The organism is Paraglaciecola sp. QJM3NY_14 (assembly GCF_056173245.1).
In genome coordinates, this window is record NZ_JBWBUI010000002.1 from 20,160 (window position 1) to 34,156 (window position 13,997).

General features: G+C 41.7%; 9 protein-coding genes. 6 read left to right on the top strand and 3 right to left on the bottom strand.

The annotated features are described in order from the left end of the window. Positions 1 to 545 precede the first annotated feature (545 nt). From AC0VYA_RS22035 to AC0VYA_RS22060, 6 genes are all read left to right on the top strand, one after another. Positions 546 to 3,485 (top strand): TonB-dependent receptor, encoded by a 2,940-nt coding sequence (locus tag AC0VYA_RS22035; RefSeq protein ID WP_475491164.1) that lies wholly within the window; start codon positions 546 to 548, stop codon positions 3,483 to 3,485. Between the two features lie 703 nt (positions 3,486 to 4,188). Further along, positions 4,189 to 4,314: a hypothetical protein gene (locus tag AC0VYA_RS22040; RefSeq protein ID WP_475491165.1), complete on the top strand. Its 126-nt coding sequence runs from the start codon at positions 4,189 to 4,191 to the stop codon at positions 4,312 to 4,314. Beyond that, positions 4,281 to 5,636 (top strand): BNR-4 repeat-containing protein, encoded by a 1,356-nt coding sequence (locus tag AC0VYA_RS22045; protein ID WP_475491189.1) that lies wholly within the window; start codon positions 4,281 to 4,283, stop codon positions 5,634 to 5,636. Before AC0VYA_RS22040 ends, AC0VYA_RS22045 begins: the two co-directional genes overlap by 34 nt. 446 nt (positions 5,637 to 6,082) lie before the next feature. Further along, positions 6,083 to 6,466, top strand: coding sequence for an antitoxin Xre-like helix-turn-helix domain-containing protein (locus AC0VYA_RS22050; protein WP_475491166.1), 384 nt, complete (start codon positions 6,083 to 6,085; stop codon positions 6,464 to 6,466). A gap of 854 nt (positions 6,467 to 7,320) precedes the next feature. Next, positions 7,321 to 7,572, top strand: coding sequence for a helix-turn-helix domain-containing protein (locus AC0VYA_RS22055; protein ID WP_475491190.1), 252 nt, complete (start codon positions 7,321 to 7,323; stop codon positions 7,570 to 7,572). Next, entirely contained in the window at positions 7,559 to 8,770 is a 1,212-nt protein-coding gene (locus tag AC0VYA_RS22060) for a type II toxin-antitoxin system HipA family toxin (RefSeq protein WP_475491167.1), read from the top strand. Before AC0VYA_RS22055 ends, AC0VYA_RS22060 begins: the two co-directional genes overlap by 14 nt. A 1,547-nt stretch (positions 8,771 to 10,317) precedes the next feature. Here the strand turns inward: AC0VYA_RS22060 and AC0VYA_RS22065 are convergent. The 3 genes from AC0VYA_RS22065 to AC0VYA_RS22075 are packed head-to-tail and all read right to left on the bottom strand — an operon-like array spanning position 10,318 to position 13,796. After that, positions 10,318 to 11,511, bottom strand: a complete 1,194-nt coding sequence (locus AC0VYA_RS22065; protein WP_475491168.1) for a glycoside hydrolase family 88/105 protein — start codon at positions 11,509 to 11,511, stop codon at positions 10,318 to 10,320. Between the two features lie 9 nt (positions 11,512 to 11,520). Beyond that, positions 11,521 to 13,239, bottom strand: a complete 1,719-nt coding sequence (locus tag AC0VYA_RS22070) for a GMC oxidoreductase (RefSeq protein WP_475491169.1) — start codon at positions 13,237 to 13,239, stop codon at positions 11,521 to 11,523. Further along, the gene (locus AC0VYA_RS22075) at positions 13,236 to 13,796 is read right to left on the bottom strand and encodes a gluconate 2-dehydrogenase subunit 3 family protein (protein WP_475491170.1); all 561 of its coding nucleotides are present in this window, start codon (positions 13,794 to 13,796) and stop codon (positions 13,236 to 13,238) included. Before AC0VYA_RS22075 ends, AC0VYA_RS22070 begins: the two co-directional genes overlap by 4 nt. Between the last annotated feature and the right edge of the window lie 201 nt (positions 13,797 to 13,997).

A 13,997-nucleotide genomic window follows, 5' to 3' on the forward strand; every position in this document is an offset into this window, starting at 1 on the left:
TTCTATTTAAGTCTAGAAAATTTATTAACTTTCATTCTGTTCAAAGGCGATTCTTTTACCTATTGAGCTAAAAAGGTATGAGAGGGAAATCCAATCTTCTCTCGTACTTCTTTATTAGCCACCCATTAAAGCTCATCCTTTGACAATCTCCTCAGCGATTCACCTGTGTATAAATACCCACAAGATTATTTAGCCAAGTTTAAATTACCTGAACTTATGGTTATTTTTAATCGGTTAAATAGAAGCCTTGTGAATATCATACGACTTAATTAAACTGTTAATGATTAATAATGATTGGAAAGGTTTACTTTTGAATAAATTGTGAATATATTGTTATTGCTCTGTTAGTGAAGTTTTTCTAATTCAAACTGCCGTGAGTGGTTCGTTATATAGTGATTTGTTCTGCATCTTGGCCGGCGAGGTGCGGTAGAGCTCACACAAGAAAATTTGCTAATAGAGATGGGATAAAAGAAGCGGGACCACCGCCTTTAACAATAATAATTCGGCAAGTTTTTAACGCTGTCGACGTATCTCTAGGAAGGACAATGAAATATACACTCAAACATAATCTATTATACGTGGCCTGCCTCTCGGCCTTGTATTCGGTCGGTGATGCTTACGCCCAGCCTTTGGCGGAAGAATCTGAGGTGGAAATAGTTCAGGTACTTGGTATTCGGTCTTCTCTTTCTGGGGCCTTAGATAGAAAACGTGATGCAGCAAGTGTAGTTGATTCGATTACGGCTGAGGACTTAGGTAAGTTTCCTGATCAAAATATAGCTGAATCGTTACAGCGCGTCTCAGGTGTGTTTATCGACCGGCAGTCAGGCGAAGGCTCAAAAATTACTGTTCGAGGATTTGGACCCGAATTTAACACCGTACGCCTAAACAATCGAACAATTGCGACGATTGATGTCGGTGCAGTAGATATATTCTTTTCTAGTGTAAATTTGTCTCGTGCATTTGACTTCCAAGCCCTAGCGGCAGAAGTACTGACTGGCGCTGACGTAGTGAAAACACCTACATCAGATTTATGGGATGGCAGTCTAGGCGCAAGCATCAATATGCGTACTGCTCGTCCATTAGACAATATTGGTTTACATATGTCTGGCTCTGCACAAGGCAGATATCAAGATTTGGGTGAGGAATGGGGGCCACGTTTTTCAGGCATAGTAAGCAATACATTCGCAGATGACGAGATGGGGATTCTGCTCGCTGTGTCATATGAAGACCGCAGTTCGCGATTAGAAGAGTCGCGGGGAGGGCCATGGGCTTATTATAGCGGCCCTACTGTAGACTCCGAAGAATCTATTGAATTCAGATTTCCCCAAGAAATGGGGCAAAGCTTTACTATTGATGATCGTAAGCGCTTAAGTGTTAGTAGCACGTATCAATATGAGCCGAATGAAAATATGGGGATGACGATTGACGCGCTTTACGTAGATTTTAGCCGTGAAACAACGACTCAAGGTATTAATGCGCCCTTGCAGTTCCCATTTTTCGCTGATGTCGAAGTAAATGAGAATGGAACCGCAACTTCTTTTACTAAGACATTTGGTCCAGTCGATTATCGATTTGAAGAGGGAGGTGGCGATAGTGAAACTGTGGCGCTCGGTTGGAATGGATATCTATATTCAGATAATGGCTTGTCATTTACCGCTGATGTGTCTTGGTCTCGCGCAGAAGCAACTAATGCTGCGACTCGATTGCAGCCAGCGATAAAAGATAATAACCCTTGGAACAATCCATTGCAGCCAGGAACTATTGATAATCCTTTGGCTGGACAAACTAGTCCTGACTTTCAGAATAACATCATTACATGGACAAATGGTGATGTACCATCTTGGTCTACTTCTCTCGACTTAGCTGACCCGGCAAATGCGAGAGCCCATGTAGCGTTAACCCCATCAATCGAATTAGAGGATGAAGTGTTGGAGGGGCGTTTTGACGTTAACTATGAACTTGATCACGGTGCTTTGAGAGGCTTAAAGAGTGGGGCGTTCTACAGTGAGCGCACAAAATCAGCGTTGCCTTATAACTCTGGAATCTATCGTCCATCAAACCCCGACGGTCCGTTCGACCCAGGTTATACATCAGCAGGAACTTTGTTCGCTGACAACAACTTCGTTGCGCATTTCGATCCTACAGACGGTGTTCAAGCTCCTTGGGAATCCATCAATGTTCCTAATGGACCAAGACCAAACATGGGGGGGCGTTTCTTCTCTCTACCTGAAGATATTTTCACTTCGGTAACGGTTCCTGACTTATTAGGCGATTCGGGTGCTGATTTCCCGCGCTCATTTCTGTTAACGGATAAGGAAGGGTATTGTCAGGCAATAAGAGAAGGCTCAGGTAATAATGACGTTTGTTCTTCACAGGCTCGCCCAGATCTTGCTAGACGTGTCCAAGAGACTACATATGGCGCTTATGTAAGACTGGATTTGGATGGTGAATTTCAAGAACTTCCTTGGGCTGCGAATTTCGGCCTTAGGTATGTCGAAACTGAAACCACAGCTTCAGGGCCGTCGGTTGAGTTAATTCGTATCGATCCAGTTGACGCTGATGGAGCAACATCAGGATTAGATTACATCACTACGGAACGCCAGCAACTTTCGGCTGATAACTCCTATTCAAACTTACTACCAAGTGCGAATTTCAAATTGTCGCTCAGTGATAAGGTCGATTTTAGAGCTGCTGTATCAAAGGTTATTACTCGGCCGAACATGGGGTCTATTACACCCAATCAAAGTTTCAGTGGGCTGTTTGGACTGTCAAATCGTTCATCGAATAATACAGATCTTAAACCATTCGAAGCTTGGCAATATGATGGTTCCTTAGAATATTATGGTGACAATGGAAATGCGTTCTCTATATCCTTATTTTATAAAGACATAGACACATTCATTTCTGAAACAACTGAGCTTGTTCCTTCTGGTTTCAGTCATCCTGCTTTTGGAGAAATCATCTTTCGAGATACAGCTGAACGAAATCGTGATGGAGGCTCAATTCAAGGTTATGAGCTTGCTGGGCTAGTATATTTAGATTTCTTGCCGGGGTTTCTTAGCAATTCAGGAATTCAAGCCAACTATACGTTTGTAACCGGTCAAGACGATGAGGCTGCAATAGGCAATAATGCTTTACCCTTAGCTGCGACTCCTGGAACAGGCTTAGAAGGGTTCACACCTCACTCTTACAATTTAATTGCATTCTATGAAGACGAGAGTTTTTCGGCGAGAATATCTTGGAATTGGCGAGATAAATTTCTAGTGCGTCGCTCAGGGGGAGCCGGTATAGCTGAGCACTTTGATGACTACGGCCAGCTGGATTTAGGATTTGGTTACACATTAAGCGAAAATGTTAAATTGACGTTTGACGTTAGCAATGTGTTGGATGCTAATACTATCAGGTATGCTGATGTGCGAGAGCGGGTGATTTTAAATGAATACACTGGTCGCCGCGCATTATTAGGAGTGCGAGCTACATTTTAATGTAAGCAATGAATCTGAATAAAAGCTTTGCAAAAGAATCTATTTTGCAAAGCTTTATAGTTTTAAGAGTGTAAAAAAATACACCGACTTGCTATAACTATGGGCAGTTTACTTAGTGATGGCTTGAGGGAATGCAGTTACTGATTTTTCTCACGCTATAGGCCTATCCTATAAATCACCCTGCTGTTTGGTGAATCTCAGTTCTTTAGGAATTCGAAAATAGACAGAAGAAAGTTTATCCGTCATTCATCTCTAGTAAGGATTGTTGGTACAGGGGTTAGCTGCTTGCAACATTGAGCAATGGTGTAGACAAAAACCTTTTTTGGACAGAATTAACTCAGCAAAGGCCTTTGGCTTCTCATAACGAGTTATTCTCCTGGCGCGCCAAATTTCGCTGATTCCAAAAATGAAAAGATTTTTAAACGTTGGTTAGAGGCAGCGTTAGATGTAGTAAAAGCTTTCAGCGTTTCTAATTTTAATTCGACAGGTCATAAAAGTGAAGGTTTAACTAAGCAAGAGATGATCAATAGTTATACACGAATGCTGAAGTGGTCAGCGCCTCGGTTAGAGTCCGAGAATATGGTGGCATCAGCGAAACACTATAATTGATTTGCTAGGCGTTCTTTTTTTATTGCGAATGCAAAAAAGCGCTTAGTTTTGCTGTGCGAACACTTTCACTATTCTTTATTACGATGAGGTACACATGGCTATCAAGCATATTCTACTTTCTATAACCATGCTAGGGCTGCTAAATGTTGGTCTAGCAAAAAGTGCTAACGGTAAGGTTGAAAAAGAATTTTTGCTGAAAATGGGTGGGGTGAAGGTGTAGCCGTTGTCCAGCATCCTTCTGGTGAGCACCTAAATGGAGTTACCTATGTTGCTTATCAAGGAGCGCAGGAAGATCCCTATGTCGCGGCATATGATCACAACACAAAGACTTGGACAGGGCCATTCAAAGCTGGAACCAGTCTCTTAGGTAAAGATCTGAGTAAAAAAATCGACAGTCACGGGAAACCAACACTCATTATTGATGGTGCAGGTTTTATTCATATCTTTTACGGCGGCCACGGTGGGGTTCAAGCACTACATGGTAAAAACGCGTTCGGCGAGGGTACTCACTCTGGCGAAAATAAGCATGCTGTATCGAGCAAACCTTTAGATATATCGAGCTGGGAAGATTTGGATAATATCCCTCCCTTCGGTACTTATAACCAAGCGATAAAAATGGATAACGGTGACATTTATCTGTTTTATCGGCATGGCGCACATCGAAGTGATTGGGTTTATCAAAAATCGGTAGATAATGGTCGTACATTTTCTGCTCCTATTTCGTTTTTAAAGTACAAACGTCGCGCGGATAACCTCGGAACTGACAGTTGGTACGCCTATGCTGCAAAAGGTTCAAATAGCGAAATAGTTATCGGTTTTGACTACCACTACTGTTGGGATAAAGACGCGCCTCGTAACAACCGTGGAGGGCATTCAACTGAGCGCAAAAACCTATACTTCGCCAAATTTAATACTCAAACAAATGTTTGGAGTAACGTGGAGGATGAACGTATAACCATCCCGCTTATTAAAGAAGCAGCTGATGAAAAAGCGTTGGTCGTCGATACGCAAGAGTCGTGGACATTCAACGGAACAACAAAAGTTGATGCGCAGGGTAAACCACATATTTCGGCGTACATTGGTGAAGATATTGGATGGCAAATAGGCGGCCCTAAACATGCTAGCCATTTCACCTGGAACGGGGAAAAGTGGGTAGGGCGGTTAGAAAGTGGCCTGCCCATCGGGCGTGGCGATTTCTTAACCAATGGAAACAATGTACGTTTTTTAATAAGCGGGATCGACCCTATAACGAAAAAGACTCGCGTGGGCTGGTGGCAAAGCGATGATGCAGGGATGAACTTTAACAAAGGAGAAGATTTACTTCGTTTTGGTGATTTTACCGGTACGCCTGATAAACATGAGCAGTCGCGCCCTAAATCTTTAAGTAACCTAGATAGTCCAGGTTCAGCAGCAAGTTCATTCATTCGTAACGCGCATCCTGATGCTCGGATCATAGTGGCAGAGAAACCTGAACGAAGTAACTGGCGTAGAATGTACCTCGTTGGAGACAAAGGCCCGATCAAGCGAGTTTACAAAGAGTAATGTTCATCTAATTACTCTACCGTTGAACAAACGTTATTGTGTGAAAGCAATAAGATTTGTTCATTGTAGATGTTGGCTCATCGAATTTGCATGAGCCAACTGTTCTTGCCTCATTACTTTGAGGACATAACCCTTAAGTAACTTGATTCCACCGCTGGTGAACATTTACTGCTTGTGTGAAGAAAATTAAGTCGTCTAGGGTGACCGTACTTTGCAGCTAGAGGCTATAAATTATCATGAAAAAGGCGTCATAGCCTGGGGGTAATTATAAACAGCCCCTAGCTTATAGCCTGAATATACAGCTATTGCCTACCACAGCCATTGATATTATTGTTTAGATTTTAGTTGTGCTAACTGCGGCGCGACATATCAATATGCCCTTGAGCCATATCAATATGCCCTTGAGCCATATAAAAGTTTATGGAATTCAACATGGAAACAAAATAATGTCTAAAGATAAACATTCAACCTTACAATTCGAGAAAGAAGCACATGTGGCGACATCAGTGTTTTTCAATATCGTTAACGCGTGGAATGTTACACTTGAAGAGCAGCGCATCTTACTAGGACTTCATTCCACATCGGTTATTGGTAACATGAAAGCAGGCAACGTTGACAACTTATCAGCTGATACATTGAAGCGTATCTCCTACATCATTCGTATTTACAAAGCTCTCGGTACTTTGTTTTCGGTGAAGGACCAGGCTCACGCATGGCCACTAAAGCCTAATGCTCATTTTAATAACGAATCTGCTTTAAAATACATGCTTAAAGGTAACGTGACTCATTTGAGTGATGTATGTAGATACCTAAACTCACAATTAAGCTAGAACTTATTATCGGTCAACTGGATCTATTCAACCATCAGTGCTTGGGTGCGTGATGAAGACTATTTATTCAGTGAATATCTGGCCCCCCGGGTAAACTGGCATTTATAACGATTACCCTATAGGGGCGCTAGGATTCATTATTGCTGTTATGCTGACGTTACTTAATGTATGAATATCAAATGATACGGTATTTGCACATCATAATGTCTGAAAACCAAATAAGGAGAAATTCCTGGTTATTCGTCCAGTCCATTAAACTAAACAGTGTGAACACTTTTCATACCTCGATCATGCCTTAGTCATTGGTTGTTTAGCAAAATAGGTAAATTGTTAAAGGGCAAGGGGGAGACTGGCGCAGTAGTCTCTTGAACGTGCTTTTTGTGTTAAAGAGCCGTCTTTACTCCCACATCTAATCTTTACGAATTTAGCTGCTTAGTTACACGATTTTTATGGGATGTATAATCGTGGTGTTCTTACCCAAGTCTTTGGAGTTTTCAACCTCTATCAAACCGCTTCGTTTCTTGGGAGTAGGACATTCGCGGTATGTTTTGCAAATCGAAAAGGGGAGTGTTACCAAATAGACTTAAGACCAGCTGAAGCATGCCACTTCTGTTTTGTTAATGTCGTCTTTTCTTACGTTGCTGCTTATAAATTCTCTTTGGTCACGCTTAGTTGATCATTCATGCATTTCGACAATGGACCATTACAGGTTCAATTTGTCAGTAAGCTTGCACCAGACAATATGCAGACCTTCATTTCCTTAAACCAATCAATCGCATTAAATGTGTTTATATTTGCACGTTAGCAGGATATATTACTTAATGTTACTATATAAGCACATTTTTGGGGTGGTGATGGGTAGAATTAGTATTGGTCTCGCGTTAAAAGCTGAGAGGAAAAGGCAGAAAATGAGCCAATCAGATGCAGCGGTAAAACTAAGCTGTGATAGGGCTATATTGTCACGAATTGAGAACGGGCATTTTCAAGGCTCCTTGCAAATTTATGAGCGCTATCTAAATTTGCTGGGGTTTGAGTTAACGATCAGCCCCATCGTAGCCCAGCGACCATCACTAGATAACATGGCAGGGGTATATGACGAAGACTGATGTGTTATCTCGGCTACCTGCAAAAGTGAAGAAGGTCAAAGTCAAAACGGGCAATTATCATGCGGGAAATTTAAGTCATGCTGGGCACTATAGCTTCAATTATGTCGATGACGAGCACCTAGTATCCCTGACAATGCCCTATAAAAATGAGGCATATAATTATGGCGCTCTTCATCCTGTATTCACTCAAAGTCTGCCTGAAGGATATTTGCGTAAATACATATCAGAGAAGCTTAGGCGGTATGCTGATGTTGACGATTTATATCTTTTGGCGCTGATGGGTGACAAGGGGATTGGCCACCTTTCTTATGATTCAGCTATCAACGTACCTCCACCTGAACCGATTTGCGTAGACGATATTCTTCATTGGGATGAGAAAGATAAGCTATTTCCTCAGCTGTTAGAAAGATACTATTTAGGTGGCATGGCGGCTGGGGTCCAGCCAAAGGTTGTGGTATCTCGCTCGACGTTACTGCAAAAAGATCTCATTGTTAAAACTTATGACGAAGAATTTCCGCTATTAACAGTCAATGAATTTGTATGCATGAAGTGTGCTGAGTTCTGTGGTTTAGACACCCCTAAAGTGTGGTTATCTGATAACTTAGAACACTATATTGTGGAACGTTTCGATATAGACCAACAGGGCATCAAAATAGGCATTGAAGACTTGGCCACTTTAATGGGAAAAACAGGCGACCAAAAATACTTAGGTAGTTATGAAAATGTATTGAAAGCGATATTTCTAAATACTCACTCCATTGTCCAAGTGGAAAAGACGTTTGACCTTATTGCATTTAACTGTCTGATAGGAAATGGTGATGCCCACCTGAAAAATTTTTCGCTGCAATATAATCCTGATTTTACCTCTATTAAGCTTAGTCCTGTTTACGATGTTACTCATACATTGATTTACCCAACACTTGATAAAAATATGGCTTTGAAGTTAAAAGGAAGTAAAGGCTTTCCTGTCAAAAAGGATTTGGTGGAACTCGCATTCTCAGCAGGCATTACTCGTTCATCTGCGAGTAACAAAATTGATGCACTAGCCCTAAACATACATGAGTGTCTAGTTACTTTACCAGAAGTCGCTGCGATAACAGGACTTAAAAATTCAATCCTAATGAATATTGACAAGATAATGACTAAATCAGCTTTCTCAGCACCGTACAGGCACCAGAAAAAGAAAAAATACGAATAGTTATTTAGCCGCTAGTTTCAATTTCGTATGTGCTCTTAGTTGGTAAAAGGGGGCCATGAGGCACGGCTTGAAATAGTATTTTTTAGTCAAAATTTTTGCTCGAAAGTGCCTAGCAACTAAGCGTAAAAGGCGCTGTTTTTCACTTTGTACAGTTATTCAATCATTCAGAAAATAGGCTGAACTTCAGTCGTTCTCATTATAAAAAATGTGGTTTTTAAACGCTCTAAATGTGAACGTTTTTGGCGCGATACAAGATATGAACGACGCCATATTTAAGCCAACTAAACTGCGTTAAGCGCAACGAGAAGTATTAAATTTATGGCTCATAAGGGCTCCAATTTAGAGATAGGTGCTAGCGAATTTCATAATTTTGCTAGCGCAAAAAACATAACGCTTAATGCGATAACGTATATTTTGCCCTTATGGGATACGTAACAAGATCCAATTGTGGCGACAGAAGCACTCGATACATCCCCATTTATCACTTAGTTAAAGATGCTAAGTCAAACCTCGTTTTAAGTATTTAGTTGCTTATTTTCCTCTGAAAATAAGTGAACGTTAAGGCATTTTTTTTCGCTTCTTTCTGGCATTTCAGCTTAGGTTCATATGTGAAGCGGCCGCTTTTGTTAATTGAAAATTACACGACATGAGCTCTTTATCGATGAATAAAGTTGCTCGACAAAGTCATTTGAATTTATCGATCAGAGTCACTATTTAGCATAGCTTTTAATGGGTCGTTCCAACCATTTTTTGACTGAGTACCCTGCCTTTTAATACGTTTTTTAACTCATTTCATTTACTCAAAACGGCCTTTTTTCGTTAGCGTTAAAAGTCGGAATACACAGTTTGATTAAACTTCAAAAAAATCGCTGAAACATCGAGTTTTATGCGTTCTGCATTTCAGATTTTTTGTAAGACGAAAAACGGGCTCGTAGCGTAAGGAAGACGCGTTACTCCTAAAAAGGAAGATTCGAAATTTTGACCCTCCTCCCCCCGTTACTCCTAACTTTTTTTGTTAGGAGTAACGCATCTTCCTTTTTAGGAGTAACGCACTAAATTAGAGACAAATTAGTTGTTTTTGGGGTAATAAAATTTACCATGATTGGTAAGAGCTTTACGATTTTACTTTCAGAATAGAATGAGTAAAAAATTCGCTATGTTGATTGCTTTCGACATCTAAGTTGTTGATGGTTTTTCATCGAGCACTTTTATGACATTGTGAAGTCTCTCGAGTTAAAAATTTCATAGCGCAAACTAAGGCGAAAATGATGCCAGCTGAAAGACAAACTATCCGTGAGTGACAAAGATCGATTCGACGACAAAGTTTCAGTGAAATTCGTAGCGAAGAATTTAATAGATTTGATTGGTCTTGCCATCACTTGCGTCTCTGTCGGTTCCGATGGCAATCGTAACGTTTTTTCTGTGTTGGTAGCTTGCTGCCAAGCGCTTTCTAAGGCAGATGACTTTTCTCTTGGGTTGGTGAAATTGCTAGTACAGTCCGCCACCAACACTTGCCCAGCAAACGACTCAATACTAGTGACGCAAGCTCATTTTTTCCCTAAAAAATCATATAGTGCGCTGCCAGCAAGTAAAAAAGCGCCAACACCGAACAGCTGAGAATCGTCTTTTGTCACCACGTCGGGCTTTTCATTAACGCCTTGTACCCAGCCAAATTTACCGTCGGGGTGCACGGCTGACGACAGTACCTTCCAGCCCTTCATTGCGGCAGGTAAGTAAGCTTCGCTTTCTAGTAATCCGTTGTTCATTCCCCAAATTATCCCGTAAGTGAAAAATGCGGTTCCACTTGTTTCGGGTTCTTTATAGTTTTCCCCTGCAAGTAATGACATAGGCCAGGCACCGTCGGCTTTTTGCAGCGCTACTATGGTTTTTGATAATTCAAGGTAAAGTGCTTCATAATAAGGACGATACTTGTGGCCAACTGGAATACTTTCTAGTGAGTGAACGACACCAGCGTAGACCCAGCCCATACCCCGTGACCAAAACACTGGTTCTTCGAATTTTCCCTTTTTATTGAAAAAGCGAGAATCTCTAAAGATAAGTTTGGTTTTCGGGTCTTGTAAGTAATCGATAGTGGCTTTAAATTCTTTGTGGGCATAGTTCGCGTATTTCGGATCGCCGGTTATAGAAGATAACTCGAAGAATGCAGGAGGAGCCATGAACAGCGCGTCAGCCCAGCACCAACGCCATTGACAGTTGTGTACCTTGTCTTTATTTCTGTCAGCCACAAATTCAAGGCTATTGCTTGGTGCCTGCTTTATAAGCCAATCAAAGGTGCTTTTTACCGGGGCTAGAGCATCTTTATTATCGTGACGACGGTAGTACCAGAGGTTAGTTTGGGAGATAACATGGTCATCAGCAAAGTATTTAACTTTCCCTAGCTTCCAATTGTTGTCGTTACCAACATAACCAATCCATGTTTCGTAAAAAGGATTTTCAGAGCGCTCAGCCAGCTTTGTCAAACCTTTGTAAAAGGCCCCTTGAATCCATCTGCCGTAAGCTTCAGCTCCCATTCTCGCACGGCCAACATGCTTCATATGCTGGGTACGGGCTATTTGCCAGTTCGCAACCTTTTCCATTTGGGCCATAACATTTTCTTTGAGAGGAAGTTTCTCCTGCTGATCACCGTTTGCCAAGGATACAAATGTAAGGCATGCGAGTATGAGAATCGTTAATAGCGGTCTAAATACATTGGTTAATATTTTGATTATTCTTTTTGGCATATTCACACCTTAGATGATGTTTCTTTGAAGTAATTTTGACGCGTAGTCTGCCGCTCGTGTGGTTATTGCCATATACGTTAACGATGGATTTTGTGTAGCGCTAGACGCCATACAGGCTCCGTCGGTAACAAATAGGTTAGGTATATCGTGAGCCTGCCCCCAGCCATTGAGGACTGATGATTCTGGGTTGCTTCCCATGCACGCGCCGCCCATTTCGTGAACCTGTTTACCCATTGGAATATGTTTGTTTTCTGGTGTCGCTTTTACCTTAATGTTGGTGCAGCCGCCGGCTTCTAGTATTTCATGAATGTCTTTAGCCGCTTGTTTTATCATTTTTCTTTCGTTGGCTTTTATCTCGGCATCGATATGGAGTAACGGCATGCCCCAATCGTCTTTTTTGACAGGGTGTAACGTGGCAACGTTTTCATAGTAGGGTAGTACCTCTCCATACATAAAGGCTCTAAAACGCCATGGGCCAGGTTGACCAACACTCTGCTTAGCAATAATACCAATACCTTTTTCCTTCGCACTCGGCCGAGAGAACGTGCGATTTTGAGCAGTTGCTTGAAAACCAAAACCCCTGTCAAAGTTCGCATCTGCTTGTTTTTCATGTCGATAGTTCGGAATATAAGTAGCAATAGGGCGCCGTCCGAATGCAAATTTATCTTCGCTTACGGGCACATCAGCATCTGCGACTACGCCAGTGACGTGGCCAAGTATGTAGTGACCCAGCATTCCGCTGCTATTAGCAATACCATTTGGAAACGTTTTTGATTTAGAGTTCAACATTATTTGAACCGTGCCTAATGCCGATGCACACATGAAAACAACGCGGCTTTTGTACTGTCGCTTCTCTTTCGTATTGGCATCAATGACGGTAACGCCAGATACTTTCTTACTCTCGTCGTCGTAGTTAATGCGCTCTACAATTGAATCTGTAATAACGGTTAAGTTTCCCGTGTTATTAGCTGCAGGCAGTGTGGCAGACTGAGAGCTAAAGTAGGCGCCAAAACTGCATCCTCTCCTACAGTATGAGCGCGCTAAGCACTTGCCCCTACCCAATGCGATTTGATCTTGAGACGGGGACGTGAGATTAGCGGCTCTTCCTATAATGAGATGTCTGTCGGTATACTTTTTGGCAATATTATTGGAAATGTATTTTTCAGCATAGCTCATTTCCCATGGCGTCTGAAACTCGCCGTCAGGTAGGGTCTTCAAACCATCTTTATTCGCTGAAACGCCTATAAATTTCTCAACATAGCTATACCACGGTGCTAAATCTTCATAACCGATAGGCCATTCAATACCATGGCCGTCTTTCGCATTGGCCTGAAAGTCCATGGGACTCCATCGCAGTACCTGGCGTCCCCATGTAAGTGAACGTCCTCCTAATTGATATCCACGGGTCCACATGAAAGGTTTATCCTCAGGAAAACTGTACGGGTGCTTCTTATCGTCAACAAAAAAGTGCAGCGCGTCGGTTTTATATAAGTGCCCTTTTTTTCTAAGCGTAGCGTAGTGACCATCTTCAGCTAGCGATTCATTTGGCATTCCTCGGTTTTGCAAATCCCAAGGTGCTTGAAAATCTTTGTACTCAGGCCCTCGGTGCTCTACATTTCTTCCGCGCTCTACAACCAAAGTTTTAAACCCTCGTTCACAGAATTCTTTAGCCGCCCAGCCGCCTGTAATTCCTGAACCGACAACAATAACGTCATAGTCGTTGTTCATAAGTATTTTCTCTCGTAGATAACGTTCAACTCATCTTGAGTAAGGCTGCCCCGATAACCACCAGGGACAAGAAAGAAGTTAGGGTTAGCTGATTCAGATGAGTAGTGAATATGGAAAATGAGCGCTTTGAGTCGTTTATATGCAATAGCAAAGTCGCTTTTATCCTTGTCAAAAGCCCGCTCGTCGATAAGTTCTAGAAAGCTCTGCCTTTTTTCCCTACCGAGTAAAAAGTAGCTTGTATTAAATGTCGATTTTGCGCGTAACAAAAATTCGGATAAGAATTGATTGAATTGTTGCTGTGTCGAGGTTGCTGCCCAAGATATCATTAATTCATCAAGTACCTGTATGGCGTGAGTGTCCATACTGCCGGGGGTGTCGGTACGAGGTATCATTATATCCGCAATATCGTAAAGTAACGTGAACTGATCCGCTTCGAAAAAAGTCGCATCCGATTTGAAGACAGTCAGGTTAAGCGACTTTTTTAGCTCTGATGGTAGAACGGATGCTGAAACAACGTACAACATAGAACCTAAGAATATTCGTCTATTAATTTCCACGTAATCCTCTTAATGATATCGGCTAGTGAAATTTGATGTCGTTGATAGTACCTAGAAAAACCAGCCAAAATCAATCATAATCAGTCATAAAAGTTAACATTATTTTGACATCGTTGTTTCAGACAAATATATGAAAGTCGTAGGATAGTGAAAAAACCGTTAAAACAACGTCGCAAGAGTTTGGTGATAATCATATAAGTT